Consider the following 1,343-nt stretch of genomic DNA (forward strand, 5'->3'; position numbering starts at 1 on the left):
ATGTAATAAGCTCTTAAAACAGGCCTTTGCAATTGCTAAATCAGGATTAATATATGAAGATACTTACAGAAGTACTTTGGTGAAAAATTAAATCAATTTCACTTGGTTTTTACCACAGTACTTTGTTGTGAGTAGTGCTTTTTAGAACTACTGTTTGATTTTATAACTATTTTCCTGATTATCAATGTAAATTATACAGTTTTTAAAAAATCCAATTCCTATGGAAAGTTCATCTTGAACGCTGATTTTTGTGCTGACATTTTCAAATTCCATATCTCCCAGTTTTACCAATGGCACAACTCCAACTTTTTGCGTAATCATTTGAAGTCCTCCAATGCTATAAATTTCTTGTTCATCGTCCTCAAAATCATATTCATTCAAAAGCTTTTCCGCAAGTTTAGAGCCAGATGGTATAGTCAATTCAAATCCTGAACCAAAATCTATCACAACATTATATTCAGTTCCGCTTATTGAAATATTTGTGTAAGGTGTTCCATCCTTACTTTTCAATTTTATTTTTTTAAAGGTGTTGTCGGTCAATTTTTTGTTTGTAATACAAAGTTTTTTATTCGGATAATCAATTAGCCAATTCGCTTTCTCGATAATAGGTTGCCCTATTATTCCTCCAAAATTAGGGATTTGTTCCTTTAATCCAGTCATATCAAAATTAACTGCGATAGTACCAAGAAATTCTACACTTCCGATCTTAAATGATTCTACTATTTCACTTCCTGCTTTTATACTGCGTTCAGATACTCCACCAACATTGATTAAAGAACCGATTGTGGAATCTCGATGTATAGCGGAAAATTGTGCTCCCGTGTCAAAAATAAAATTTTTAGAGATTCCATTAATTTTAGACGGAATTATCATTACTGTTTGGATTGTAGTAAACTCCGTTTCATAATTGAATTTTTCAGGAAGCACTGTCCCTTTTTTTTGATGTTTTGTTACGGAACAACTTAATGAAATAAAGAATAAGGAAATCAATAATAGTCGTTTTAAATTTTTCATATATGATCTTGTATAGGTTTTTTTTATATAGACGTATAAAATTGGTTAATAGTTGCCTGAACGTTTTTTTTCGCATTGCTCACAACGTGTTTGTATATGGTTTGTTGCGTGGTTAAGCACGTAATTTAGCAAATAAAAACCGAATAGAAAATCCGCGAGGATTTTCGTAAGTAGGCTAGAACTAGCAATAAATTATATACGGCTTAAGTTAGCGTTTTAATAAAAACACTAAATTAAGGTCTATAAATAAGAAAGCACAAAAGAGAGGAGTAAGGTTATTATATACGCAGAGACTTTGATCTCGTCAACATTGAAAATCCCCTCTCTTT

1 protein-coding gene is annotated in these 1,343 nt (G+C 31.3%); it reads right to left on the bottom strand.

Translation table 11 applies throughout. The annotated features are described in order from the left end of the window. Window positions 1-147 precede the first annotated feature (147 nt). Window positions 148-1,014 carry a pepsin/retropepsin-like aspartic protease family protein gene (locus ES674_RS15310; RefSeq protein WP_148405524.1) on the bottom strand — a complete coding sequence of 289 codons (867 nt, stop codon included), beginning with the start codon at window positions 1,012-1,014 and terminating at the stop codon, window positions 148-150. Window positions 1,015-1,343 lie beyond the last annotated feature (329 nt).

This window comes from Bizionia myxarmorum, assembly GCF_008086205.1.
GTDB classification, from domain to species: domain Bacteria; phylum Bacteroidota; class Bacteroidia; order Flavobacteriales; family Flavobacteriaceae; genus Algorimicrobium; species Algorimicrobium myxarmorum.